The organism is Corallococcus sp. RDP092CA (assembly GCF_041903675.1).
Classification (GTDB): domain Bacteria; phylum Myxococcota; class Myxococcia; order Myxococcales; family Myxococcaceae; genus Corallococcus.
The window spans coordinates 80,912-105,107 of the sequence record NZ_JAYESI010000031.1 but is presented as its reverse complement, the minus strand read 5'-3'; the positions used below and the strand labels follow the sequence as shown (position 1 = coordinate 105,107).

Sequence of the window (24,196 nt, the reverse complement as noted above, 5' to 3'; positions counted from 1 at the left end):
CCCACGCTCCGCTCTTCGGGGCGGAGCGTGGGTTGAAACCGCTCGCGATCCTCCGCGTCCCGCTCCATCTGCGGTCGCTCCGCTCTTCGGGGCGGAGCGTGGGTTGAAACCCGTCGTCGTCGTATTCGACGTCCCTGTCCCCGGTCGCTCCGCTCTTCGGGGCGGAGCGTGGGTTGAAATGAGCTCAACGCCGCGAGCGCGGACGCGGGCAAGGTCGTCGCTCCGCTCTTTAGGGCGGAGCGTGGGTTGAAACTTTAGGCACTCGGCGCGGTCTGCTTCCGTAGGTTCGTCGCTCCGCTCTTCGGAGCGGAGCGTGGGTTGAAACCCCACGACGCGCTCGATGAGCGCCACCAGGGCGGGGGTCGCTCCGCTCTTCGGAGCGGAGCGTGGGTTGAAACCCAGACGGACACGCTAAACTCCCGGCGGGACTGGTCGCTCCGCTCTTCGGAGCGGAGCGTGGGTTGAAACCCCCGAGGGGCAACGTCCGTCCGCTTCAACGAACGTCGCTCCGCTCTTCGGGGCGGAGCGTGGGTTGAAACCGGATTCAGGAGCTGGCCGAAGGGAGCCTTTCCACACGTCGCTCCACTCTTCGGAGCGGAGCATGGGTTGAAACCAGCAGGTGGTGCGGCCGTACGCAGTAATGAAAGTCGCTCCGCACTTCGGGGCAGAGCGTGGATCGAAACTTGTCCGACTGTCGGACAAGTTGGTCCAGGCTCGCGCCATCAACACCGTCGTCACTTGAACCGGCACGGTTGATTGACGGTGGGCTCCTCCTCAAGCTGCACGACCATCAGCGTCACGGGGCCGGGGGTGACGTTCCCGGAGAGATGGCCTTTGCGCCCTTGCGCGTCCGGCCTTGTGTGCAGGTCCTCGCCCAGGGACACCTCGCCCGGTCCCAATTCCACGCGCGTGCCGTCCATCGCCTCGACGAACCACTTCCCAGAGAGGGGGATGATCCACTGGACCTTCGGGTTCTCGTGCCAGGACCCCTTCCAGCCATCCGGCTGGACCGTGAAGAGGAGCTGGGACTCGCCGGGCGGCTGACGTGCCTGCCATTGCGGCGCTGCGGGCGGAGACATGCTCTTCAGGTCGAAGCTCCGCACGGGGCACCGGGTCATGTGGCTGACTCCGTGCTCATCCGTCCAGTTGTGCCAGTAGCTGAAGACAGGCGCCGCGGCAGCGGGTTCGCGGGCCCAGGCACCTCCGCCCAGTCCCAGCACGGCTACCAGGGCGCCTGCCATCCCAATCGTAAGCGCATGGCGATGCTCCTCTCCCATCAGGGCGCCGGCTCGAAGAGCGTCAGGCCGGAGTCCTGGTCATGCTCTTTGCGAAGCTCCGCCGGCTCCTCGACCACGAAGACCTCCAGCGTCGGTGACGCCACCGCGTGGAGCAGGTGACCTCCGCGCGTCGTCCCGTCCTCCGCGCCCACGACGACATGCGCGTGCACCACCGGCGCGCCGCTCGCCATCCCCACGTCCCCAATCACGGACAGGGCCTCCACCTGCCCCTGCACCGGGTTGACCTTGTAGGCCCTCCGCCCCAGGTCGTACCAACCCAGCTCCACGTCGCGCAGCGCACCGATGGCGGTGAAGTGCGCCGCCCGCAGCTGGTGCTCCCTGGCGAACTGGCTCAGCGCCGTGAACACCTCATCACCGCTCTTCAGGATGAGCGCGTAGGTCCGCCGACCGTTCACGTCGCTCAACAACTGTGAACGCGCGTGAGGCGCTTCGCCATGCGGCGTGGCCTTCTCGGGTGGGACGTAGGGGGCCTTGCCAGCCGCGTGCGCCGCGGAGACCGCCAACGACACGGCCGCGAACCCGAACGTGCTGACCGCCAGGAACAAGGGCTTCATGATGACCTCTCCTCGGGGACGTGGATGCTCCTCACTTCCCTGTCCGCGTGGCATCCACCGGAGCCACCGACTCCAGCGGTGCACGCATCAACAGATACGGCGGCTCGCGCAGGTCCTTGCCGCCATTGAACGACGGCAGCCGGTTCCACTGCCCGAGCGTCACATAGACAGAATCCGCCGTGGCGAAGATGCCGTCGGGCCAGACGATGCGCGCATCCCTCACCACCACGTCGAAGTGGCCGTCCGGCCACCGGCGCAGGAGGGCGTGGTGCTCGCCATCCGTGACGTACAGCCGGTCATGCGAGTCCATGGCCAGCCCATCCGCGAACCCCTTCTCTCCCTCGTCCTTCACCGCCGCCGCCAGCGTGCGCTCCGGCGCAGCGAGGTCCGACAGCACGTCCGTCGGAAGGCTGTAGAGCCGGCGGCTCGTCAGCGGCGCGTAGTACAGCCGCCGGGAGTCCGCGCTCAGCGCGATGCCGTCCGCGCCTCCCACCGGGAACGTCGGGTGCTTCGGGTCGTAGCGCAGCGGCTTGCCCTCCAGCACCGCCAGGAAGTCCTGCTCCGGCTGGGTGGAGGGGTGCTCGGCCAGCACCCGGCGCTGCCGCCCCGTGGCCAGATCCACCACCACGAGCGCGGGCGACGTGCCGAACGAGGAGTCGGTGATGTACGCCATGCCCTTCGCGCCGTGGGTCAGGTCCACGCGCAGGTCGTTGAGGTGACTGTCGGGCAGCAGCGCCGGCGCGCGGATCACCACGCTGGCGATGACCTCGCGAGTCGCCGGGTTGAAGCCCACGACCTTGGCCCCGCCCTCCGGTATCCCCTGGATGCCCGCGCGCTTGCCGTCATCAATCACCCACACGTTGCCCTTCGTGTCGCTGGTCATCCCGTGCACCGACAGCAGGCGCTGCGCGGCGGGCAGGCTCGACGGCAGGCTCATGGCCGCGCTGGGGAAGGGGACCAGCGTGCCCCGCACCAGCTCCGCCAGCGTCGCGCCCTGGTGGTCCTCCGCGTGCCTCGGGAACCCCACGAACACCCGCCCGCCCGGCGTGACCGCGATGCCCGACGGGCCCGGCCCATTGAAGCGCGCCACCACCTCCAGCGTGCCGGTGGGACGCGTGGAGAAGTCCACCGCGTCCTCCGCCCACGCGCTCAGCGACGCGAGCAGCACCACCAGCGCTCCGACCTCGCGATGGAACCTCATGGCCCGTCCCCCTACAGCTCGACGTACACGTTCGGGTCGCCGCCCAGCCGGTGGCCCCGGTCCAGCGTCGCGAGCGCGGCCACGTCGTCCGCGTCCAACTGGAAGTCGAACACGTCGAGGTTCTCCTTCATGCGCTGGGGGTTCTGGGACTTGGGGATGGCCACGTTCCCCAGCTCCACGTGCCAGCGGAGGACGATCTGCGCGGGGCTGCGGCCGTGCTTCTTCGCGAGCCGCGTGAGGACGTCCCGCTTCAGCAACTCGCCGCCCCGGCCCAGCGGGCTCCAGGCCTCCACCACGATGCCCCGCGACGCGGCGTCCTCCCGCAGCGTCTGCTGCGCGAAGTCCGGATGCAGCTCCACCTGGTTCACCACCGGCGCCACCCCGGTCTCGTCGACCAGCCGGCGGATGTGCTCCGGCTCGAAGTTGGAGACGCCGACCGAGCGCACCCGGCCCTCTTCCTTCAGCCGCAGGAACGCGCGCCACGAGTCCACGTAGAGGTTCCGCGCCGGCAGTGGCCAGTGGATGAGGTACAGGTCCACCGTCTCCAAGCCCAGCCGGCGCGCGCTCGCATCGAAGGCCCGGAGCGTGGCGTCGTAGCCATGGTCCGCCCCGGCGAGCTTCGTCGTGACGAAGAGCTCCGCGCGAGGGATGCCAGACGCTCGCAGCCCTCGGCCCACCGCCTCCTCGTTGTCGTACCGCGCCGCCGTGTCGATGAGGCGGTAGCCCGTCCGCAGCGCCGTCTCCACCGCCACCGCCGCGGCGTCGCCCGTCAGCGGCCAGGTGCCGAAGCCCATGGGGGGAATCGAGTTGCCGTCGCGCAGTCCGCGGGGGGGTGGTGTGCTCATGACGTCTCCGTGGGTGAGGGACCTGCCGGAAGAGGGACGGTCCAGGCCGCCGACATAGCGGACACAGCCAGGCCGGCCGGCGCCATCCTGGCCTCCAGCCCGCCACGTCCCGGCATGATCGCGTTCGAGATCGTCATGCCAGGAACGGTGGGCATCCATGCGCCGCCCGTCAGTCATGCGCCCACGCCGCCGCCGGTCTGCATGCCCGCTCCCGGCGATGACGGGTCCCCCAGACGCAGGTCCCGGCACGCGAAGCCGCCGCGGGACGCCCCCGCGGACCCGCCCTCGGCCACATCCCGGCAGAAGCCCGGAAACCCCCGCCATCCGCGCAGGACAGTTCATCCCAGGCCGATTTGTCGCCGCCCCAACACCGTTGGATCCACACGTTCCTCTCACGCCACAGGGCCTTCCTGGCTCCCTCAGCCAGTCGGGCAATCACGGCTTTCTTCGAGAGTGAACGAGATGTTTTCCAGCGTGGACGTTAGCGTCGGTGCGCACTGGAAACCCGCGCGGCGTGCTGTCATCTTCAAGGGACTTTCGCCGCGGGGAAGCAGGGTTGAAGGGGCGTCGGGGCGAAAGTTACCCAAGGGTCTGCGGGGCAGACGTCTTGGGAGGTGCTGGACGGAAAACTGTTCCGTCCCGGGGCTGTAAAAACTCCCCGGAACCGAGGGGTGTCTGCCGATGAGCTGGGACCCACGCCGCATCCGAGTGTCTCAAAAGCGAAGCGGATCAACCGGTTGGCGCGCCCGTCCGCGTGAACCGGAAAACCCCAGCTCCTGGCACACCCCTCGCATCGGCCGCTGACGCTGTCCTGACCCTGCTTCGCCTTCCCCTGGTCCCGAACTCCTCGTGCTCGACCCGTCGCCACTCACCTGCTCCTGCGGTCAGCCCCACTCGGACGCGGAGGCGTGTCCCACGCTGATGCGGGGGCTCGACCTCAATGGCGGCACGATGCTCTACGCCGGCACGCCGCCGCCGGGCCCCGTGGCGGCGAGGCCCGAGACGCCCGCGCCTTCGCCCATGTTGTCTCCCACGCCCGTGGTGCCCTCGCTGGTGGGGCAGGAGTTCGGCCGCTTCCGCATCGTGCGCGAGCTGGGGCGCGGCGGCATGGGCACCGTGTTCCTCGCGGAGCACGCGCTCATCCAGAAGCGCGTGGCCATCAAGGTGCTCCACGCGCACCTGGCCCAGGCGCCGGAGCTCGTCGCGCGCTTCCTGTCCGAGGCCCGCACGCTCACGCTCGTGCAGCACGAGAACGTCGTCACCCTCTACGACCTGGACTCGCGCGACGGGCGCCCGTACCTCGTCATGGAGTACCTGGAGGGGGACAGCCTGGCCAACTTCGCCCGCGGGCCCATGGCCCCGGCGCTGGTGGTGGAGCTGATGACGCAGGTGTGTGACGCCCTGGGCGCCGCGCACGCGCACGGCATCGTCCACCGCGACCTGAAGCCCGCCAACGTCTTCCTCGTCTCCAGCCCCCATGGCAAGCAGCGCGTGAAGCTGCTCGACTTCGGCATCGCCAAGCTCCTGTCCCGGCCCGCCGGGGAGATGACCACCGAGGTGGGCGTCCTCCTGGGCACGCCGGAGTTCATGGCCCCCGAGCAGTGCGGCGACGGCATCGTGGACGCGCGCAGCGACCTCTACGCCGCCGGCGTGCTCGCGTACCTGCTGCTCACCGGCCAGGTGCCCTTCTACGGCCGCACCACCGCCGAGATCCTGGTGGGCCACCTGCAGAAGGACCCCGTCCCGCCGCACGAGCTGAACCCGGCCGTGCCGGAGGCCCTGTCGCGGGTGCTCCTGCGCGCGCTGGCCAAGCGGCCCGAGCACCGCTTCGCCTCCGCCGCGGAGCTGCGCGCGGCCCTGGAGGCGTCGCTCGCGCCGCCGCCCGCGCCCTCCGCGCCGCAGCTCACCGCGCTCCTGCGCGGCCCCGGCGCGCAGGCCCCGGTGGAGCTCAAGGGGGAGTGGGTGGGCCGCTCCGGCCTCTTCTTCCAACTGGCCACCCCGCCGCCCGCGCTCCTGTCGGACGTGTCGCTGGTGCTGCGGCTGCCCGGCGGCGACCTGCCGTGCACCGCGCAGGTGGTGCGCCACGTCACCGCCGAGCAGGCCCAGGCGTGGAACATGGCCCAGGGCTTCGGCGTGCAGCTGCGCGACGCCAGCCCCGCCTTCCAGGCCCAGCTGGCCCAGGTGCGCCACGGCGCGCGCGCCACGTCCGCGCAGGCCGCGGCCACCGCCGCCCTCCCCACGCCCGAGGACCCGCAGGCGGAGGCCGTCCTCCAGGGCTTCCGCCGCCGGCTCGCCGGGGACCCCTACGCCGTGCTGGAGCTGCCTCGCGACGCCACGCTGGAGGCCGTGCGCACCGCGGCCCAGCGCGCGCGCGGGGCGCTGGAGCTGCTCAAGGCCCGCCCGCTGTCCGAGAGCCAGCGCGCCCAGGTGGAGCGCGCGCTGGAGCGCGTGTCCGGGGCGCTCCACACGCTGGGCCACGTGGAGCGGCGCGTGGAGTACGACGCCACCCTGGGCAACGTGGAGGGCATCGAGCGGTGCCTCGCCGCGGGCCTCACCGCCACCATGCTGGAGCAGTGCCGCCGCCGCTTCCTCGCCGGCAACACCGGCCGCGAGGGCCGCGCCGCCGTGCACCGGCTGTCCGGTGACGCGCTCGCGTCCGTGGGCCGGCTGGAGGAGGCGCTCGCCGCCTATGAGCTGGCGGTCCGCGCGGACCCGCTGGACCTGGAGGGGCTCAAGCGCTGGCGCTTCCTCCGGGCCCGGGTGCGCGGCTCGGCCGCCCCCCGGTAGGGGAGCCGGGTTCGCTTCCGGCCCCGGGCCGTCTTGCGTCTGGGAGAGGAGTCCCCGTTAACTCTCTCCTCTCCCATGGCCTCCGACCCCGACGACAAGCTGCCGCCCCAGGGGCGCCTCAACCGCCTGCGCAAGCTGGCGGGCCTCTCCATGCACGTGGGCTCGGAGGTGCTCAAGACGGGCGCGAAGAAGCTCTCCGGCGCCAGCCCCGCGGAGCTGATCAGCCTGGGCACCGCGGAGAAGCTGGTGGCCACGCTGGGGGAGATGAAGGGCGCGGCCATGAAGCTGGGCCAGGCCCTCTCCATGGACCCGGACCTGCTCACGCCGGAGGTGCGGCAGATGCTGGCCCGGCTCCAGAACCAGGCCCCCGCCATGTCCTACGCGCAGGTGTCCCGCGTGGTGCAGGAGGAACTGGGCGCGCCGCCCGAGGCCCTGTTCCAGGAGTTCTCCCCGGACGCGCTCGCCGCCGCGTCGCTCGGCCAGGTGCACCGCGCGGTGCTGCACGACGGCCGCCCCGTCGCCGTGAAGGTGCAGTACCCCGGCATCGACGTGTCCATGGGCCACGACATGGACAACCTGGGCCTCGTCGTGAAGACGGTGTCCAGGACGTCGCGGATGATGGACGGCACCGCCTACTTCCAGGAGTTCCGCGACGAGCTCATGCTGGAGCTGGACTACCGCCGCGAGGCGAGGCTCGCCCGGAGCTTCGCGAAGAGCGTGGCGCGGCTGCCGGACCTGTACGTGCCCCAGGTCATCGAGGAGCGCAGCGCCCGCCGCGTGCTCACGCTGGAGCTGCTGGAGGGCCAGACGCTCAAGGACTGGGTGACGACGTCGCCGGGCCCCGCCGAGCGCTTCCGCGTCGCGCGCCAGCTCATCCGCGCCACCTACGGGCCGTTCCTGGACGCGGGGGAGATCCACGCGGATCCGCACCCCGGCAACTTCATGGTGATGCCGGACGGGCGCATGGGCCTGCTGGACTTCGGCTCCATCAAGCGCTTCAGCCCGGGCTTCGTCGCGGCCAACCGCCGCATGTTCCAGCAGGCGCTGCGGCTGGAGGCGCTGGACGTCCTGGGCCTGTGCCGCGAGGTGGGCTTCTCCGTGGAGCTGCCGGAGGCGGAGGCGGAGGTGCTGCTGCGCGAGGTGCTCCACATCGCCGGGCGGCCCATGCGCGTGGCGCCGTATGACTACGGCACCTGCGACATCAACCGCGACATGCGCAACCACTTCACGCGCAACGCCGCGCGCATCATGCGCATCCGGCCGCCGCCGGAGGCGATGATGTTCTTCCGCGCCACCGGGGGGCTGGCGCAGAACCTGCGGCTCGTGGGCGCGCAGGGCGACTTCCGGCAGGTGTACCTGGAGGTCGGCGAGCTCGTGGGCGAGTGAGCCCGGCCCGCGCCGGCCCTCAGGTGCCGGCGGCGGCGCGCGGGCGCTTGTGCAGCCGCTCCAGCTTGCGCGCCAGGTCCGCGCCCTGCGTGCTCTTGGACAGGTAGCCGTCCGCGCCCGCCGCCAGCGCCAGCGCGCGCAGCTTCGACTCGTCCGAGGCGGAGTAGAGGACGAAGCGCGTGTGCTCCGGGGCCTGCTGCCGCGCCAGCGTCAGCACCTTGTCGCCGCTCAGCGCCGGGATGTTCACGTCCAGGAGCACCAGGTCCGGCGCCGTGGTGCGCACCAGGTTGGAGACCCCCAGCGACGAGCGGTGGGTGCGCACCTCGAAGTTGTACGAGGACAACGAGCGCTCCGTCAGCGCGAGCTGGTCCGGGTCATCGTCCACGATGAGGACGCGAATCTTGCTCTCCGACATGGTGGCTCCCCCTGGAACCGACAGTTGGGTGCCCTGGCCAGCAGGATGCGACCCCCAACGGCAGTGCGGTGGCCAGGCACTCTCCGAGTATCACCCACCCCACTCCGGTCTGACCAGTCTCCCTGGAATTTTCTGGAGTCATCCGGTGGAAACCATACGCCTCACCCCGCCGGGTGGGCAGCCCGGGGGAGGCCCTCTCCAGGCGCGGAGGGCGGGGGGCGCGCTCCGGAGCCTCAGCGCGCGCTGGCGCGCGGCTGGGTGAGGGCGGGCTTCAGCGCGGGGAAGCTGAGGGTGAAGATGGCGCCGCCTTCCGGCCGGTTGCCCGCGACGAGCGTGCCGCCCGCCTGCGTCACCACGCCGTGGGCCATGGACAGCCCCAGGCCGGTGCCCCTGTCGCCCTTGGTGGTGAAGAAGGGCCTGAAGATGTTCGACAGGTGCTCCTGGGGGATGCCGGTGCCCTCGTCCTCCACGGTGAGCCGCACGGCCCTGCCGGCCTTGAAGGCGCGCAGGCGGATGGTGCCGCCCCGGGGCATGGCGTCGCGCGCGTTGATGAGCAGGTTGATGACGACGTAGCGCAGCTCCATGGCCGAACCGGCGACGTCGGGGAGCCCCTCGGGCAGCTCCACGTCCAGGCGCAGCGGGTGGCCGCCCTGGCGCGACTGGTGCTCGATGCCGCCCCGGACGATGTCCACCGCGTCGCGGACCACGCCGACCAGCTGGACGCGCTCCGGGGCGGAGCCGGACTTGCGGCGGGAGAAGTCCTGGAGCCGGCCCACGCGCGCCTCCGCGTCGGCCACGATGCGCATGAGCGCGTCCAGGTGCTGCCGGGCCTGACCGGCGAGGCCCACGTCGCCCTGGAACAGCTCCAGCCTCAGCCGCATGGCGCTGAGCGTGGAGCCCAGGTCGTGCGCGATGCCCGCCGCCAGCTCGCCCAGGGCGCGCATCTTCTCCTGCTCCAGCAGCGTGGCGCGCGCGATGGCCAGCTCCTCCTCCGCGCGGGCCTGCTCGGTGATGTCGCGCGCGAGCACCAGCACCTGTCCCTGCATGTGTCCGGTGACGCGCTCGGTGCGCACCTCCAGCACCCGGGGGCGGGCCTCGCGCGCCTGCCGGTAGCGGGCGACGCGCAGCGTGCCCTCGGAGAGCGCGAGCACCGCCGCGGCCTCCGCCTGGCCCACGTCGCGCAGGGTCACCCGCTCCGCGCCGTCCTCCTCGCGCTGCCAGGGGCCGCGCATCCGCCCCAGCGCGTGCCAGCGGCTGTTGGCCACCAGCACGCTGGAGGCGCTCAGCACCGCCAGCGCGGTGTCACAGGTCTCCAGCGCCCAGCGGGACAGCCGGAAGGTGATGACCTGCTGTCGGGTGTGCTCGCCCAGCTTCTGCACCAGGGCGGTGTGCTTCTTCAGCAGCTCACGGTACTTGCGCAGCAGCCCCTGCGGTTCCTGGCTGTCGGGCCCCGGGCCGGGGGCGGACAGGGAGACGCGGGGCGGGCTCATGCCTTGAGCCTCTCCTGCAGGCGCTGGTTCTCTTCCTGGAGGGCGGTGGACCGGGTGGTGTCCTCGAAGAGGATGATGGAGCCCAGCGCCTGCGTGTCGCTGACGAGCGGCGTGGCCACCAGCGTGGCGCTGCCCTTCCCCCCGTGGGGGAGCTGGTAGGGGATGTGCTCCAGGCGCAGCGAGCGGTTCTCCTGGAGGTGGCGGCGCAGCTTGAGCAGGAGCGCGCGCTTGAGCGCGGGCACATGCAGGGACCAGAGCAGCTGGCCCACCGTCTCGCGCTCGGTGAGGCCCAGGAGCCGCTCCGCGGCCAGGTTCCAGGTGGTGATGCGGCCTTCGCCGTCCAGCACCAGCACCGCGGCGGAGAGGGTGCGGATGATGGTGCGCTGGCAGAAGGCGAGCGCGTCCAGCTCCAGCGTGCGGTGCGCCAGCTCGCGGTTGGTGGCGTCCAGCTCCGAGTTGGCGGACTGGAGCTCCTCGTTGGTCGTCTCCAGCTCCTCGTTGGTGGACTGGAGCTCCTCGTTGGTCGTCTGCAGCTCCTCGTTCGCGGACTGGAGCTCCTCGTTGGTCGTCTCCAGCTCCTCGTTGGCCGCGCGCAGCTCCTCCGTGGAGGACTGCATCCGCAGCTGCAGGGCCTTCAGCTCGTCCTGCGCCGCGCGCAGGCTCTGCTCCACGCCGCGCAGGTGGGTGATGTCGCGGGTGATGTAGAGCAGGCCCTGCCGCTCCCCGGACGCGTCGCGCAGGGGCACCACCTGGACGCGCAGGGTGATGGGCCCGCCGGAGGGGACCTCGATGGTGCCGTCCGCCACCTCCCGCTCGGAGCTGCCGGAGCGCACGCGCTGGCTCTGCTCGACGAGCAGGTCCCCGCCGAGGCCCGTCAGGCCCAGCGTGGCCAGCTTCTTGCCCAGCATCTCGTTCTCGGTGCGGTTCCACAGCCGGGCCGCGGCGCGGCTCCACAGCGTCACCGTGTCGTCGTTGTCCGTGGCGATGTGCGGGAACGGGTGCGAGTCCAGCAGGTTGCGCAGGAAGGAGCGCTCGAAGTCCCGGCTGGGCTCGGTGAAGCGCGGCAGGGCCGCGGGCTCCGCGGGCAGCCGGTCCTGGGTCGTGCTGGTCACCTCCGCCTGGCAGTCCTTGCGGTAGATGCGCCGGGCCAGGTCGGTGGGCCGGAAGAGCCGGGCCGCGAAGGGGATGAGCTCCGAGCGGCCCAGCACCATCAGGCCCTCGCGGCGCAGCGCGAACTGGAAGCGCGCCAGCACGCGCTTCTGCAGCTCCGCGTCCAGGTAGATGAAGACGTTGCGGCACAGGATGATGTCGATGCGCGACACCGGCGCGTCCGACACCAGGTTGTTCACCCCGAACACCACCGCGCGGCGCAGCTCCTTGCGCACCGTGTAGCTGTTGCCCGTGCGGACGAAGAAGCGCGCCAGCCGCTCCGGGGAGACGTTCTCCAGCTGCTCCGGGGAGTAGATGCCCCGGCGCGCGGTGGCGATGGCGTCCTCGTCCACGTCGGTGCCGAACACCTTCAGCTCCACGCCGGGGTAGCTGGGGCCCAGCGCCTCCGCCGCGATGATGGCCAGCGAGTACGCCTCCTCGCCGGTGGCGCAGCCCGCGCTCCAGATGCGCAGCTCCCCGTCCGGCCGCTTGCGCGCGAGCTCCGCCACGCTCTGCTCCAGCGCCTGCCAGACCTCGCGGTCCCGGAAGAAGCAGGTCAGCTTGATGAGCATGGAGGAGACCAGCGTGCTCACCTCGGCGGGGTCCCGCTCCAGCAGCGCCAGATAGGCCGTCCGGCTGCGGCAGCGCGTGGCCTGCATCCGCCGCTCGATGCGCCGTTGCAGCGTGGCCCGCTTGTAATTGCGGAAGTCAAAGTTCCGCACCTGACGGACCTTCTCCAGGATGGCTTCGAGCTCGCTGTCTCGGGGAGGCTTGGTCGCCATGCGAGGGACGTAGCCCAAGTGGTTTTGGCCGGGCAAGACCGGCAAGTCCTCTATTCCCGGAGCGCCATCAATCACACTCCTCGTCTGGGTCCCAGCCGACGAAACGTTCGCTGTCCTCCTTCTTCTTCGGCCCGGACCCGGGAGCGATTCCGAGGGGACGGCCGGATGGCATACGGTGGCGCCTGAGCCTTCCCGGGGGGCGGTGAACACACGGTGGGAAGGCAAGGGTGTCATCCATGGAACTGAACTCAGGGGGCCGGGAGATCCGCGTGGCGCTGCTGGAGGATCAGCAGGTGTTCCGCGAGAGCCTGGTGGCGCTGCTTGAGAGCGCGGGCATGAAGGTGGTGGCCCGGTGCGCGGAGACAGGCTCGTTCCTGTCCAACGTGCGCGCGGCCGCGCCCGACGTGGCGGTGGTGGACCTGCGGCTGGAGCACCTGGGCCGCGAGGGCGCGGAGGACGGGCTGAACGCGCTGAAGTACCTGCATGACTTCCATCCGCAGGTGCGCGCGCTGGTGCTGTCCGGGCACCGGGAGCCGGACGTGGTGGAGCGCTGCTTCCAGGTGGGCGCGGCGGGCTACCTGTGCAAGCTCAACGTGGGCTGTGAGGACGTGGTGCGGGCGGTGGGCCGCGTGGCCCGGGGCGAGCGGCTGCTGCCCGTGGACATGCTCCACGCCAATGCCATGCACCTGGAGGACCTCCAGATGCCGGCCTCCGCGCTGTCCCGGCTGACCCTGCGTGAGCGCGAGGTGCTGGGATACGTGGCGGCCGGCGCGGACAACCTGAAGATCGCCGCGCACCTGGGCATCACGGAGCGCACGGTGAAGGCCCACCTGACGAGCATCTACCGCAAGCTGGGGCCGGAGAACCGCGCCCAGCTCGCGGTGATGGCGTGCGAGCTGGGCGTGCCCCGCCCCGTGATGGCCTGACCCGCTTCCCTCAGGGCGACGCGGCCTCTTCCGCGTCGTCCCGGGGGGCGCCCAGGTGCTGGAGGAACCACTCCCCGGCGAGCGTGGCCACCTGCTCCAGCTCCGAGTCCTCCTGGAAGTGGTGGGTGGCGCCCGGGATGATGTCCATGCGCCTGGGGGCGCGGAGCGCTTCGTAGGCCCTGCGGTTGATGTCCAGGCCCAGCGTGTCCGCGCCGCCCACCAGCAGCAGGGTGGGGGCCTGCACCTTGGGGAGCACCGCGCCGGCCAGGTCCGGACGGCCGCCGCGCGACACGACGGCCTCCACCTGGTCCGGCCGGAAGGCCGCGGCCGCGAGCGCCGCGCCCGCGCCGGTGTGCGAGCCGAAGTAGCCCACGCGCAGGCCCGCGGTGAGGGGCTCGCGCTGGAGCCACCGGGCCGCGCCCGCCATGCGCATGCCCAGCAGGCCCACGTTGAAGCGCAGCTGCCGCGTCCGGCGCTCCTCCATCTCCTCGCTGGTCAGCAGGTCCATCAGCAGGGTGCCCAGCCCCATCGCCTGGAACAGGCTCGCGGTCTGCGCGAGCCGTGGGCTCTGGAGGCTGCTGTCGCTGCCGCGTGCCAGCACCACCACGCCCCGAGCCCCCGCGGGCACCGCCAGCCGCCCCCGGACGAGGACGGAGTCATCGACCGGCACCCGCACTTCGCGCTCCAGGTGCGTGCGCGCCGCCGGTCCGCCACCACGTCGCGCTCGCGACTCCCGCGCTTCCTTCCATCCGTGGTCCTGCCCTACCGCCTTCAACCCCGTTCGTGACCGGGGACCTGGCATACAGGCTCCTCCCGTCTGCGTTTGGCTGGTTACAGCGTCTGGCTGAGACACAGTCTGGCAACGGCTCCCGCCGGTGTGACCTGCCGGAAGGTGCCGGGTGTCCAGCGTAGGACAGGGACCGGGGGGAGGGGGAGGAGGCCTGGGGTGGGGGCGCCTGGCGGGACTTCAGGGCTTCGTGGCGACCACCAGCTCGAAGGGGCCGGGGAGCACGCGCGCGTGCGTGAAGCCCGCGTGGGTGAGCGCCTCCAGGTAGAACTCCACCTCGCGCAGTCGGCTCACGCACGTGTCCACGCCGATGAGGAAGTAGGACCAGAAGAACTGGGCCGCCAGCCGCTCCGGGGTGCGGAACTCCTCGCAGATGAGCACGCGTCCGCCGGAGGGCAGCGCGGCGAAGGCCGCCTGCATCAGCGACCGCGCCACCTCCGCCGGCCAGTCATGCAGCACGCGCACGAACGACAGCGCGTCGTAGCCCTGGGGCAGGGGCTCCTTCAGGAAGTCGCCGCCCACGAAGCCCAGCTTCGTGGAGGACAGGCCCGCGCGTTCGCGCGTGCGCGCGACGAGCGGCTCGGTGGCGGGCAGGTTGTAGACGTCCACGCGGAGCGCCGGGTGCTGGCGCAGCAGGTGCTCCGCGAGCGTGCCGTCCCCGCCGCCCACGTCGAGCAGCCGGGCCCCGGCGGGCCACAGCGCGCCCGCGTGCGCGCGGAACGTCTCCAGGATGGGGCCCAGGCCCGCGGCCATGCTGGCCTCGAAGCCCTCCACCTGCTCGGGCGTGCGCGGCGGCCAGTCGAACGACGCGGCGGACATGGCGTGCTGGCCGCGCAGCGTCTCCGGCAGGCGGCCGTACAGGGCTCGCCAGTCGTACTTCTCGCGGTCGCGCTCCAGCGAACCCGCGCCGAGCACGGCCTCCGCCGCCGCGCGCAGGCCGGGCGCGCCCCGGTAGCGCGCCGTCTCCAGCGCGTCGTGGGGCTGCTCGCGCTGCACGAGCCCCAGGCTCTCCAGGCAGTCGAGGAACTTGTAGAGCCGCTTGGGGACCAGGCCGTGCTTCGTGGCCAGCTCGCCCAGCGTCACCGGGCCAGGCTCCAGCGCGTCCAGCAGGCCCAGCTTCAGCGCCGTCTCCACGACGTCCATCGCGCGGGCGCCGTTGAACAGCAGGTGCAGGAGCGCACGAGGCGACGGCGCCTCGCGCGTGAGGGGCGGCGGCTGGCTGCTCATGCGACCTCCTCGCGCTGCTCCGCGATGAGCGCGTCCATGAAGGCGTCCACTTCCTCGGGCGTGTTGTAGAAGTGCGGCGCGGCGCGCAGGAAGCCCCGGTGGCTGCAGATGAAGCCGCGCGCCACCAGCCGCTGGGTCACCCGCGCGTCGCCGGGGAAGCTCAGCGCCACCACGCCGCCGCGCTGGCGCGGCTCGCGCGGGGTCACCACGCGCAGGCCCGCCGCGTCCGCGCGCGCCATCAGCCGGTCGGTGAGCTTCAGCGAGTGCTCGCGCACGGCCTGGATGCCCACGCCCTTGAGCAGCTCCAGCCCGGGCCGCGACAGCAGCACCATGAGGGGCGCGGGCGTGCCGCCCATCATCCGGCGCGCGTCCGGCGCGTAGTCCGTCGTCTGCTGGAAGCCGAGCGGCGACGCGCCGGCCAGCCACCCGGTGACCGCGGGCCGGAGCGTGGGCAGGAGCCCCGGGCGCACGTACAGGAACGCGGCCTCGGAGCCGCCCAGCCACTTGTGCGCGCCGCCCATGAGGAAGTCCACGTCCAGCGCGCGCACGTCGATGGGGACGGTGCCCACGGTCTGGTACGCGTCCGTGGCGATGAGGGCCCCGGCCGCGTGCGCCGCCTTCGCGATGCGCGCGAGGTCCAGCACGGCGCCGGTGGCGAAGGCGCCGTGGGCGACGCAGACGATGCGCGTGCGCGCGTCGATGGCCGCCTCCAGCGCGGCCTCGTCCACCCGGCCATCCTTCGACGGGACGACGACCAGCTCCGCCCCGTAGCGCGCGAAGCCCTTCCAGATGAAGGGCACCGTGGGGAACTCCAGGTCGGTGATGACGACGCGGCGGCGCTCGCCGGTGAAGTCCAGGCACGAGGCCAGGCGCGACAGGTGCGCGCTCAGGTTGGTGTCCAGCGCCACGGAGCCGGCCGGCGCGCCGATGAGGTCCGCCACGCCGTCCGCGTACGCCTGCATCTGGGACAGCCAGGCGTCCCAGGTGTCATCGCGCCACGCGCGCATCGTGCCCCAGTACTGCGCCAGCACGCCCTCCACGGCCCGGGGCAGCGCCCCGGTGGAGTTGCTGTTGAGGTACGTGCAGGTCTGGAGCAGCGGGTACTCCGCGCGCAGGGCTCCCGGGAGTGCCGCTCCGGTCACGACTGGCTCCGCAGCTCCTGGGCGTGGGCGTACGCCAGCGCATGCGCGGCGTGCGGATGCGTGTGCGGCCCATGGGGAGTCGGGGCGTGCGCCACCGGCGCGGGAGCCGCCGTGGCGTGAGGCGCCGGAGCGTGCGGCACCGGGGCGTGCGGCGCCGCGTGCGGAGCATGGACCGTCGGAGCTGGCTGGGCGTGCGCCGCCGGAGCATGCGGCGCCGCGTGAGGAGCATGGACCGTCGGAGCTGGCTGGGCGTGCGCCGCCGGGGCATGGGGCGCCGCGTGCGGAGCGTGGACCGCCGGAGCCGGCTGGGCGTGCGCCGCCGGAGCATGGGGCGTCGCGTGAGGAGTCGGTGCCGGCTGGGCGTGCGCCGCCGGAGCATGGGGCGCCGCGTGCGGAGCGTGGACCGTCGGAGCCGGCTGTGCGTGGGCCACCGGGGCGTGCTGCGCGTGCATCGCGTGCATCGGGCAGCCGCCGCCCGTGCGCGCCTCCTGCGCGTGGGCCGGGACCGCGTGCGCCGCGGCGGCATGCTGCGCGTACGCCGCCACGGGCACGTGATGCGCGTGCGCCACGGCCGCGTTCGTCGCGTGCGCCACGGGAGCCGCCTGCGTCACCGGCGCGTTCATCGCCGTGTCCTTCATCGCGTGGATGGCGGCCATCGGGCAGCCGCCACCGCCGCGAGACTCTCCGGGCGTGTAGCCGCCCTCGCGCTTCCAGCCCGCCGTCAGCTCCACGCGCACGTCCCACAGCGCGCGGAACAGCGGCAGGGTCATGCGCGCCTGGAGGACCTGCGAGGGCAGCCCGTCCAGCGCCTTCACCGTGCGGTCGATGCCAATCGTCCGGCGCACCAGCTGGTAGTGCGCGTACAGCCATCCCTGGAAGCACTCATCCACCGTCACCAGCTGCTCGCAGACGTGCTGCAGGTCCTTCGGCCCCCCAGCCGAATAGACCTGGAACAGCGTCAGCCCGCGGCGCGCCAGCATCCGCTCCATCGCGGCCTCCAACCCGTCCGCCGCGTGGCGGAGGGTGTTGTAGCCCGGCGACTCCTGCCCGCTGCCGTTGCCCAGGCTGCGGCGGATGACCTGGTACTCGGCCGGCGTCATCGTCTCCAGGATGGCCATCTCCGCGGTGATGCCGGCGAGGATCTTCTGCACCCGCGCCAGCCGGGCGACCACCGCCCACAGCGCGTCCTGGTCCATCTCCGCCACCACCTCCACCATCTCCCGCGACGCCAGCTTCAGGTACAGCTCCTGCGACTGGTGGACGATCTGGAACATCAGCTCGTCGTGGGAGACCCGCTCCCCTTCTGGCGACTGCAGCGACAGCAGCGTGTCCGTGTGCAGGTAGCGCTCATAGTCGAGCTCCCCCTTGCCGACCCACTTCTTCAACATCACGTTGAACAAGGGCTGAGTCAGCTCCTGCTTCAGCTTTTCCGCATGGCTGTAATCGGTCGACGTGTGCAAGGTGCCTCCGGGGGGACGCAGGCAGTTCCTGGTGGGTAGAGCGCGCCCCCATCGGGAAGAACAGTGAGCGCGTAAATCTCTAGAAGCGACTACCTTACAGCCCTTTTGGTGAACTTCAAGTCATACCGGGCTTGCGGGTTATCGATTTTTGAGACTCCCATTGAACCGGAGGGTAGGGGAGCCCGAGGGGTCGGGCTTACCCCCAGGGCGGGTCAGCTCTCGACCGGAGAGGGATTCCGGTTGGGCGACGCCGGGCGAGGCTTGAGGCGCATGGCGTTGAGCTTCTGGGCCAGGTCCGCGCCCTGGACGCTCTTGGAGATGTAGCCGTCCGCGCCGGAGGCGATGGCCAGCGAGCGCAGCTTGGCCTCATCCGAGGCGGAGTAGAGGATGAAGCGGGTCCCCGGAGGGGCGTACTGGCGCGCCAGGCCCACGACCTTGTCCCCCTTGAGGGCGGGAAAGTTCACGTCGATGAGCACGAAGTCCGGCTCGGAGGCGCGCACGATGTTGGACACGCCCAGCGCGGACGTGTGGGTCTGCACGTCGAACCCGTACGCGCTCAGCGAGCGCTGCACGAGGTCGAGCAGGTCCGGATCGTCGTCCACCACCAGGACGCGCGGTTTTCCTTCAGCCATGGCTTCTCCCTAGGTGCTGACGAATCATCTCGATGAGCTGCTCGCGGTCCAGGGGCTTGGTCATGTAGGCCGTGCAGCCGGCCGCCTGGGCCTTGTCCTGGTACTCGCGCCCCGCGTGCGCCGTGACGGCGATGACGGGCACGTTCTGCCCATCTGGCAACGCGCGGAGCCTGCGGGTGACTTCCCAGCCGTCGAGCCGCGGCAGGGACAGGTCCATGAGGATGAGGTCCGGCGCGTCGTTGCGGGCGCGCTCCAGGCCCTGCTCGCCGTCCTCGGCCTCGATGAGGTCATACAGTCCGCCCAGGTACCGGCGGACGATGTCGCGGTTCTGCTCGCTGTCCTCCACGTACAGCACGCGGGGCAGCTTGCCCGCGCTGGCCGCCCGCTGGGACAGGAGCAGCCCCTTGGCCTGCGCGATGACGTCCTCCAGCGCGGTGCCGCCCTTGCGCACGAAGCCGGCGAAGCCGTCGCGCAGGAGCGCCTCCTCCTCCGGGGAGAGCGTCTTGCCGGTGAGCACCACCACCGGCACGGACAGCTTCTCCGCGCGCAGCCGGCGCAGCACCTCGAAGCCGTCCAGGTTCGGCATCATCAGGTCCAGCACCACCAGCGACGGCGGCGACACGCGCGCCTTGAGCAGCGCGTCCTCGCCGTTGCGCGCCTCGTTGGTGGAGAAGCCCGCGCGGCGCAGGTTGCGGCTGACCAGCTCGCGCGTGGCCGCGTCGTCGTCCACCACCAGCACGTCGCCCGTGGCGGCCGTGGTGCCCGCGGAGGCCAGGCTCTTCTGCACCACCTCCACCAGCCGCTCCGGCTCCACCGGCTTCACCAGGTACTCGCACGCGCCCAGGCTGAAGCCGCGCGCGCGCTGCTCCTCCACCGACACCAGGATGACCGGGATGGACGCCAGCGACGGGTCGCTCTTGAGCTGGCTCAGGACGGACCAGCCGTCCATGCGCGGCAGGTGGATGTCCAGCAGGATGGCCTGCGGCTTCACCTCGCGGGCCAGCTTCAGCGCGGAGATGCCGTCGTTCGCCGCCACCACCTTGAAGCCCGCGGGCTCCAGCTGGCCGGTGACCAACTGCTGGATGAGCACGTCGTCGTCCACCACCAGCACCGTGCTGCCCGGCCGCGCCATGGGCGCGAGCCGCTGCGCCACGTCCTGCACGGGCACCAGGCGCTCCGTGGCGTGCGGGCTGTCCGCGCCCACCGTCTTCGCCAGCACGTCCGGCAGCCGCACCGTGAAGGTGGAGCCGCGGCCCAGCGTGCTCTTCACGTCCACCGTGCCGCCCAGCACGCGCGTCAGCTCGCGCACGATGGCGAGCCCCAGCCCCGTGCCGCCCACCTTGCGCGTGGTGGTGCCGTCCACCTGGCGGAACTTCTCGAAGATGAAGGGGAGCTGGTCCGCCGGGATGCCCACGCCGGTGTCCTCCACCGTCATCAGCAGCTCGCCGCCGCCCGCGGGCACCACCGTGAGCGCCACCTCGCCCGTCTCCGTGAACTTGGCCGCGTTGCTCAGCAGGTTGAGCATGATCTGCCGCAGCTTCAGCGCGTCGGTGCGGATCTCCTGTGCCTCGGCGTCCACGGTCACCGTGAGGGCCACGTCCTTGCCCTTCAGGTACTCCTTCACCGTGGCCATGCACTCGTCGGCCAGCTCCCGCACGTCCACCGGCTCGGTGACGACCTCCACGCGGCCCGCTTCGATCTTGGACAGGTCCAGGATGTCGTTGATGAGCGCCAGCAGCGTCTTGGCGTTCGTCTTCACCACGTTGAGGTCGCGCCGGCCGTGCGGCGTCAGGCGGCTGCCCTCCTCGCGCATCAAGAGGTCGCAGTAGCCGATGATGCCGTTGAGCGGCGTGCGGATCTCATGGCTGAAGTTCGCCAGGAACTCGCTCTTGAGGCGCACGGCCCCTTCCGCCTCGCGGGCGCGCTCCTCCTCGTTGCGCTTGGCGACGGAGAGCTCCTGGGCCAGCCGGTCCAGGTCCTCGTTCTGCTGGCGGATGATCTCCATCTGGAGCGCGCGCTGCTGGTAGCTCGCCAGGGAGCGGGCGGACACCGCGCGCGTCTTCTTGATCTCCTCCAGGCTGGCGGCCAGCTGCTTGTTGGCGGCCTCCAGCTCATCCTTGGAGGCGCGCAGGGCCGCCTCGTTGTTCTTGCGCTCGGTGATGTCCTCCGTGACGCCCATCACGAAGCGCGCGACGCCCTGGTCGTCCAGGAGCGGGATCTTGCGCGTGGCGAAGATGCGGTCCACGCCGTCCGCGCGGGCCACCTCCTCGAAGGTCTTCATCCGGCGCGTCTCGAGGATCTCCGTGTCGATGGCGATGAACGAGTCCGCCTGCTCCGGCGGGAAGTAGTCGTGGTCCAGCTTCCCCAGCAACCACTCCTTGGTGACCTTGAAGGCGTCCGCGAACGTCTTGTTCACCACCACCAGCCGGCGCGTCTCCGCGTCCTTCACGAACAGCACGAAGGGCAGCGCGTCGATGATGTTGCTGAGCAGGTAGTTGGTGCGCTTGAGCTCCACGCCCGTCATCTGGTGCTGGGCGCGCTCGGCGTGCAGGCGCAGCTCGCGGGCCACCACGAAGGGCAGGTGGCCGTAGCGGTCCTCGGTGACGTAGTCGCGCGCGCCGGCGCGCATCACCGCGGCCAGGGTGTCCGCGCCCCAGGTGGGCGCGCTCACCACGAAGGCCAGCTCGCGGCCGCGCTGCACCCAGGAGGCCTGGATCTCCTCCCAGGTCATGCCCGGCAGCTCGGACCCCACCAGCACCAGCGCCCAGGGGCGCTCCAGCGCCTGCTCCAGGGACTCGCGCGTGCTGACGGGCTCCAGCGTGAGCATGGAGAGGATGTCCTCCTTCTCCAGCGCGTCGCGCATGGCGCGCGTCTCACGCTCGCTGCCCACCAGGAGCAGGGACAGGGTGTAACCGAGGGGCGCTTCGGCGTGGGCCACGTCGAACGGGTGCTGGGCCATGGTCTTTTTAGTTGGAGCCGAACGCGAGCACGGTCAGCGTCGTGTTGATGTGGAAGCCCGAGTAGATCTCGAATTGCACGTTCATCCCAGCCGCGGACGGTGCGAGTTTCAAGGCCTCGGAGAGCTTCGGCACCATGCCCTGGGCTTGCGCGTACCACAGGCGGCCGCTGCAGTGGAACAGGAGGGCGGCCTGGGGGTTCTGTACCCGCCTGGGCAGCTCCTCCTGGAAGAAGTCCCGCGTCATGCCCGCCAGGTCGCCGGCCTTCATCAGGTCCAACTCGCTGCCCTCCTCCAGGAGGTTGGCGAACAGGATGGAGCCGTCCTCCAGGGGGCGCCACGCGGCGCGGATGAAGTACTCGCGGCCCACCTTGAGCGCGGTGGGGCGCAGCGCGAAGCCGCCCGGCCGGCCGAACTCCAGGTCCGCGATGTTCTCCACGCCCAGGATGTCCGCATAGCGGCGGGCCGCGGGCTTGCCGTCGATCTCCAGGGCGCGCGTGTGCGTCTCGTCCACCTTGGTGATGGTCAGCCGCTCGCCGGTGGGCACGTACCAGTGCGAGCGCAGCGCGGCCCAGGGGGCGTTCGTCTTGAACAGCGCCACCAGGACGCCGTCGCCGGCCACCTCGCCATCCACGTGGATGAGGGCGGACTGGCGCGCGGGGTCCGTCTCCGAGTCGCTGGCGCCGCCGCCCACGAGCACCAGGGTCTGGTTCTTCTCCAGGATGCCCAGCAGCAGCTCTTCCTTCTTGTAGCGGAAGCCGTCGTCAATCACGAGGCCCACGTACCGGCGCGCGTCCAGGTCCTGCTGGCGCACGCCCAGCTCCTCGCACGCGCGCTTGATGGCCATGGCGCCCGCGGCGATGGCGTCCCCGGTCAGGCCGCTGCCCAGGCCCAGGCCCACCTCGAAGTCGCCGGAGAGCGCGCCCAGCACCACGCTGTTCTCGTGGATGCCGTTGTTGTCCAGCTCGCCGGCGGTGGTGGCGCCCACCAGCCGGGTGTCCTTGGGCAGCCGCTCGCGCACCGCGCGGTTGAGCGCGCGCTGATCCCGCTGGCGGGACGCGAACAGCGTCACCAGCTTCGGCGCGGGGCCGTGCAACTGGCGCAGGAGGTCCTCCGCGACGGCGACCGGATCCGTGAGGGTGGAGCGAGCCGTCTGCATCTTCACATGCGCCATGGAGGACCTCCGTGCGAACCCGGGGCGGCTAGAAGCCGCTGCCGGGGTGTGCCTTGTGACAACTGCCGGTGCACTGCTGGAACGACTCGCGGCCCCCGCCGACGTACATGCTCTCGATGGGGCCGAACTTCTGCACGTGGCTGTCCGGGTAGCTCTTGTGGCACGACAGGCACGCGGCCTTGCTGGTGCGCTGCGTGGTCTCCTGCTTCAGGTGGCAGGACGAGCACTTCTCCAGGGGCGCGTCGAAGCGGTTGGAGCGCGAGTGGATGAAGTGCGTGCGCACGAAGATGGGACCTTCCAGTTCGAAGCCCAGCGGAGCATGGCACGACGCGCACGCCGCGCGGTTGTCGTTCGCATGCAGGACCTCGCCCAGGTCGCCGCCCTTGCTGTGGCAGGTGTTGCACGGACCCGTGGTCAACGCCGCGCTCGTGTGCGTCTTCGTCCCCACCTGGATTTCGATGGTGCGCGACGCCGGCCGGTCCTCGCCCAGGTACGCGCGGCGCGCCTTGGCGGTCACCAGGTAGGTGCCGGGCCTGGCGTCCGCGGGCAGGTGGTAGGTCCAGGTGTCGCTCACGGGCGCGTCCCAGCGGCCCTCGTTGGGGAAGAAGGCGCCGCCGAACAGCTTGTTGGCGGGGGGGAAGGTCATGAACTGCGCATAGACGCCGTCGCGCGCCGGGGTGGCGATGGTCTGCACGTCCTGCGAGTCATCCAGGAAGGCCTCCAGGTCGACGATGGTCCGGATGGGCTGGATGTCCTGCGCCGGCCCGATGAGCTGCGTCATCATCATCCGTTCCTGATGCTTGCGGCGATAGTAGGTCGTCGTGGGGTTGAAGAAGGCCTGATAGTACTGGATCCCGCCCGGACTGCCGGGGGCGCCCGGGGGTGCGACCTCATTGTAGGTTGGGAGGCTCCCCGGCCGGTGCAGGGGCCGGCCCTTGCCGTCCTTCAGGGTCATCTGGAAGGTGACATCCGACCCGGGCGCGTACGTGCCGTCCTTGCGCGGCGCCGTCAGGGGCTTGATGTCGATGGCGAACCCGTAGTCGTACTCCGGCCTGGAGACCTGGGTGACCGGGATGTAGTACGGCGCGAACGGGCGCAGGCTCCAGCGCAGGCGCAGCCCCGCCGTGCGGGAGTTGAAGGTGATGGTCTGCCGCTTCGCGTGGTCATACGCGTTGCGCAGCTCCACCAGGGCCTCTTCCTCGTAGGCCCTGGCGCCGTCGCAGTCCGTGAGCGAGCGGCAGTCGCGCGTCCACTGGATGGCGCGCATGCGGCGGATGAAGAAGTCGTCGCGCTCCGTGCGGCGGGCGTCGTCGCTGCCGACGTTCAGGAGCACCGGCGCGCCCGTCAGCACGCCGCGCGAGTCCACCGGCTCCACCGTGAAGAGGCTGGTCACCTTCATCCAGGCCGCGTCCCGGTAGAAGCGGCGGCGGGTGAAGGTGCCGTCCCCGTTCGCCAGGCCGACGAACTCCTGGTCCGCCAGCCGCACCCCCGCCCACCCGATGGCCAGGAAGTCGCTGTTCTGGCGCAGCCCGTCCACGCCCTCGTCCCGCGAGGTGGTGATGGAGGCGCGCAGGTCAATCTGGTTCACCCAGAAGGTCTGCCCCGCCTTCACCTTGAGGGGGACGCCCTTGCCGTTGTCCACCTCCAGCGCCAGGCCCACCGGCGCCGCGTGGTTGCCGCCGCCCAGGCCGCCCAGGATGTCGCCCAGCGACAGCGCCTCGCCCTGGACCGCCAGCTCCGGCTCCTGGGCCGCGGGGGACACCGGCTCCGCGGACTCCGGCCCTCCGCACGCCACCGTCAGGCTGGCCAGCGTCGCCAGCAGGCTCGCGCGGCCCGCCGTGAACAGGCGGGGGGAAGTGCGAGGACACCGCTCCCGAATCGTGAACGCTCCACCCATGAGGGGACTCCTCCGAACGCGTATGTGCGGACGGCTGCCGGAGCAGCGTCGCGGCCAGTGGACCCGGGTGCCCTGGCGTCGGGGGGAC

Annotated in this window: 18 protein-coding genes; 3 read left to right on the top strand and 15 right to left on the bottom strand. The window is 71.4% G+C overall.

The genetic code is table 11. The annotated features are described in order from the left end of the window. Nucleotides 1-734: 734 nt before the first annotated feature. The 4 genes from U8525_RS27480 to U8525_RS27465 all read right to left on the bottom strand — a co-directional run bounded on the left by U8525_RS27480 (nucleotide 735) and on the right by U8525_RS27465 (nucleotide 3,898). Nucleotides 735-1,118 carry a hypothetical protein gene (locus tag U8525_RS27480; protein WP_374269584.1) on the bottom strand — a complete coding sequence of 128 codons (384 nt, stop codon included), beginning with the start codon at nucleotides 1,116-1,118 and terminating at the stop codon, nucleotides 735-737. 158 nt (nucleotides 1,119-1,276) lie between these two features. Next, nucleotides 1,277-1,852 carry a PPC domain-containing DNA-binding protein gene (locus tag U8525_RS27475; protein ID WP_374269582.1) on the bottom strand — a complete coding sequence of 192 codons (576 nt, stop codon included), beginning with the start codon at nucleotides 1,850-1,852 and terminating at the stop codon, nucleotides 1,277-1,279. 31 nt (nucleotides 1,853-1,883) lie between these two features. Next, on the bottom strand, nucleotides 1,884-3,053 hold the full coding sequence (locus U8525_RS27470; RefSeq protein WP_374269580.1) for an L-dopachrome tautomerase-related protein: 1,170 nt from the start codon (nucleotides 3,051-3,053) through the stop codon (nucleotides 1,884-1,886). Nucleotides 3,054-3,064: 11 nt separating this feature from the next. After that, the gene (locus U8525_RS27465; protein WP_374269578.1) at nucleotides 3,065-3,898 is read right to left on the bottom strand and encodes an aldo/keto reductase; all 834 of its coding nucleotides are present in this window, start codon (nucleotides 3,896-3,898) and stop codon (nucleotides 3,065-3,067) included. Between the two features lie 921 nt (nucleotides 3,899-4,819). On the opposite strand from U8525_RS27465, the gene U8525_RS27460 reads away from it, so the two are divergent. Then, nucleotides 4,820-6,685 (top strand): protein kinase, encoded by a 1,866-nt coding sequence (locus U8525_RS27460; RefSeq protein WP_374269577.1) that lies wholly within the window; start codon nucleotides 4,820-4,822, stop codon nucleotides 6,683-6,685. 75 nt (nucleotides 6,686-6,760) lie between these two features. After that, nucleotides 6,761-8,071: an ABC1 kinase family protein gene (locus U8525_RS27455; protein WP_374269576.1), complete on the top strand. Its 1,311-nt coding sequence runs from the start codon at nucleotides 6,761-6,763 to the stop codon at nucleotides 8,069-8,071. Nucleotides 8,072-8,090: 19 nt separating this feature from the next. Here the strand turns inward: U8525_RS27455 and U8525_RS27450 are convergent, their stop codons facing one another. From U8525_RS27450 to U8525_RS27440, 3 genes are all read right to left on the bottom strand, one after another. Beyond that, the gene (locus U8525_RS27450; protein ID WP_374269575.1) at nucleotides 8,091-8,486 is read right to left on the bottom strand and encodes a response regulator; all 396 of its coding nucleotides are present in this window, start codon (nucleotides 8,484-8,486) and stop codon (nucleotides 8,091-8,093) included. Nucleotides 8,487-8,719: 233 nt separating this feature from the next. After that, nucleotides 8,720-9,976, bottom strand: coding sequence for a sensor histidine kinase (locus tag U8525_RS27445; RefSeq protein WP_374269574.1), 1,257 nt, complete (start codon nucleotides 9,974-9,976; stop codon nucleotides 8,720-8,722). After that, nucleotides 9,973-11,907 (bottom strand): CheR family methyltransferase, encoded by a 1,935-nt coding sequence (locus U8525_RS27440; RefSeq protein WP_374269572.1) that lies wholly within the window; start codon nucleotides 11,905-11,907, stop codon nucleotides 9,973-9,975. Before U8525_RS27440 ends, U8525_RS27445 begins: the two co-directional genes overlap by 4 nt. A 236-nt stretch (nucleotides 11,908-12,143) precedes the next feature. On the opposite strand from U8525_RS27440, the gene U8525_RS27435 reads away from it, so the two are divergent. Continuing rightward, complete coding sequence (locus tag U8525_RS27435) at nucleotides 12,144-12,833, top strand: response regulator transcription factor (RefSeq protein ID WP_374269571.1); 690 nt, start codon at nucleotides 12,144-12,146, stop codon at nucleotides 12,831-12,833. 10 nt (nucleotides 12,834-12,843) lie between these two features. Here U8525_RS27435 and U8525_RS27430 read toward each other — a convergent pair whose 3' ends face one another. From U8525_RS27430 to U8525_RS27395, 8 genes are all read right to left on the bottom strand, one after another. Continuing rightward, nucleotides 12,844-13,509, bottom strand: a complete 666-nt coding sequence (locus U8525_RS27430; protein ID WP_374269569.1) for a dienelactone hydrolase family protein — start codon at nucleotides 13,507-13,509, stop codon at nucleotides 12,844-12,846. 291 nt (nucleotides 13,510-13,800) lie between these two features. Next, nucleotides 13,801-14,847, bottom strand: a complete 1,047-nt coding sequence (locus U8525_RS27425) for a methyltransferase (RefSeq protein WP_374269567.1) — start codon at nucleotides 14,845-14,847, stop codon at nucleotides 13,801-13,803. Beyond that, the gene (locus U8525_RS27420) at nucleotides 14,844-15,989 is read right to left on the bottom strand and encodes an aminotransferase class V-fold PLP-dependent enzyme (RefSeq protein ID WP_374269565.1); all 1,146 of its coding nucleotides are present in this window, start codon (nucleotides 15,987-15,989) and stop codon (nucleotides 14,844-14,846) included. The genes U8525_RS27425 and U8525_RS27420 overlap by 4 nt, the downstream gene beginning before the upstream one ends. After that, nucleotides 15,986-17,449 carry a tryptophan 2,3-dioxygenase family protein gene (locus U8525_RS27415; protein WP_374269564.1) on the bottom strand — a complete coding sequence of 488 codons (1,464 nt, stop codon included), beginning with the start codon at nucleotides 17,447-17,449 and terminating at the stop codon, nucleotides 15,986-15,988. The genes U8525_RS27420 and U8525_RS27415 overlap by 4 nt, the downstream gene beginning before the upstream one ends. Before the next feature lie 212 nt (nucleotides 17,450-17,661). Continuing rightward, nucleotides 17,662-18,081 (bottom strand): response regulator, encoded by a 420-nt coding sequence (locus U8525_RS27410; protein ID WP_374269562.1) that lies wholly within the window; start codon nucleotides 18,079-18,081, stop codon nucleotides 17,662-17,664. After that, nucleotides 18,074-21,040: a response regulator gene (locus U8525_RS27405; RefSeq protein ID WP_374269560.1), complete on the bottom strand. Its 2,967-nt coding sequence runs from the start codon at nucleotides 21,038-21,040 to the stop codon at nucleotides 18,074-18,076. The genes U8525_RS27410 and U8525_RS27405 overlap by 8 nt, the downstream gene beginning before the upstream one ends. Before the next feature lie 7 nt (nucleotides 21,041-21,047). Further along, entirely contained in the window at nucleotides 21,048-22,211 is a 1,164-nt protein-coding gene (locus U8525_RS27400) for an FIST signal transduction protein (RefSeq protein ID WP_374269558.1), read from the bottom strand. Nucleotides 22,212-22,239: 28 nt separating this feature from the next. Beyond that, nucleotides 22,240-24,108: a cytochrome C gene (locus U8525_RS27395; RefSeq protein WP_374269557.1), complete on the bottom strand. Its 1,869-nt coding sequence runs from the start codon at nucleotides 24,106-24,108 to the stop codon at nucleotides 22,240-22,242. Nucleotides 24,109-24,196 lie beyond the last annotated feature (88 nt).

Bases quoted from the DNA above. Each gene is read 5' to 3' on its own strand.
- U8525_RS27480 (WP_374269584.1), bottom strand. From the start codon at position 1,118: ATGACCCGGTGCCCCGTGCGGAGCTTCGACCTGAAGAGCATGTCTCCG.
- U8525_RS27405 (WP_374269560.1), bottom strand. From the start codon at position 21,040: ATGGCCCAGCACCCGTTCGACGTGGCCCACGCCGAAGCGCCCCTCGGT.
- U8525_RS27450 (WP_374269575.1), bottom strand. From the start codon at position 8,486: ATGTCGGAGAGCAAGATTCGCGTCCTCATCGTGGACGATGACCCGGAC.
- U8525_RS27425 (WP_374269567.1), bottom strand. From the start codon at position 14,847: ATGAGCAGCCAGCCGCCGCCCCTCACGCGCGAGGCGCCGTCGCCTCGT.
- U8525_RS27435 (WP_374269571.1), top strand. From the start codon at position 12,144: ATGGAACTGAACTCAGGGGGCCGGGAGATCCGCGTGGCGCTGCTGGAG.
- U8525_RS27410 (WP_374269562.1), bottom strand. From the start codon at position 18,081: ATGGCTGAAGGAAAACCGCGCGTCCTGGTGGTGGACGACGATCCGGAC.
- U8525_RS27475 (WP_374269582.1), bottom strand. From the start codon at position 1,852: ATGAAGCCCTTGTTCCTGGCGGTCAGCACGTTCGGGTTCGCGGCCGTG.
- U8525_RS27470 (WP_374269580.1), bottom strand. From the start codon at position 3,053: ATGAGGTTCCATCGCGAGGTCGGAGCGCTGGTGGTGCTGCTCGCGTCG.
- U8525_RS27460 (WP_374269577.1), top strand. From the start codon at position 4,820: ATGCGGGGGCTCGACCTCAATGGCGGCACGATGCTCTACGCCGGCACG.
- U8525_RS27465 (WP_374269578.1), bottom strand. From the start codon at position 3,898: ATGAGCACACCACCCCCCCGCGGACTGCGCGACGGCAACTCGATTCCC.
- U8525_RS27395 (WP_374269557.1), bottom strand. From the start codon at position 24,108: ATGGGTGGAGCGTTCACGATTCGGGAGCGGTGTCCTCGCACTTCCCCC.
- U8525_RS27455 (WP_374269576.1), top strand. From the start codon at position 6,761: ATGGCCTCCGACCCCGACGACAAGCTGCCGCCCCAGGGGCGCCTCAAC.
- U8525_RS27400 (WP_374269558.1), bottom strand. From the start codon at position 22,211: ATGGCGCATGTGAAGATGCAGACGGCTCGCTCCACCCTCACGGATCCG.
- U8525_RS27445 (WP_374269574.1), bottom strand. From the start codon at position 9,976: ATGAGCCCGCCCCGCGTCTCCCTGTCCGCCCCCGGCCCGGGGCCCGAC.
- U8525_RS27440 (WP_374269572.1), bottom strand. From the start codon at position 11,907: ATGGCGACCAAGCCTCCCCGAGACAGCGAGCTCGAAGCCATCCTGGAG.